This is a genomic window from Chitinophaga sp. sic0106 (assembly GCF_019219075.1).
In the GTDB taxonomy this organism is placed as follows: Bacteria; Bacteroidota; Bacteroidia; order Chitinophagales; family Chitinophagaceae; genus Chitinophaga.
The window spans coordinates 1-305 of sequence record NZ_JAHUWJ010000060.1 but is presented as its reverse complement, the minus strand read 5'-3'; the positions used below and the strand labels follow the sequence as shown (position 1 = coordinate 305).

At 48.5% G+C, this 305-nt stretch carries 1 protein-coding gene; it reads left to right on the top strand.

The window, feature by feature from the left end:
- On the top strand, nt 1-305 hold a 305-nt coding region (locus KW844_RS28925), incomplete at both ends, for a hypothetical protein (RefSeq protein ID WP_218380242.1).

The window sequence follows — 305 nt, the reverse complement described above, 5'->3', positions numbered from 1 at the left end:
CCGGAATAAAAGTAAGCATCCTCTTAACAAAGGTATCGCCAATCAGTTACTGCAATCGCTTCGGGGTATTGGTGTGGGTGTCAACGGACATAATAATCCGGCTACCACCGGTGATATGCCGGCGCTACAACAGCTTTCCGGTGCTACCGGTGCAACGCTGTTAGAGCAGGAGAGGCAGTCCTTTGATGCTGTTGCCCCGCGGGCGCATTTAAATTTTGCGGTATTCAATGATCGCTTTAAATTAGTGGAAGAGAATACCGGTATCCGTTCTCTGCGCAATAACCCTGATGAGCTACAAAGTCTTA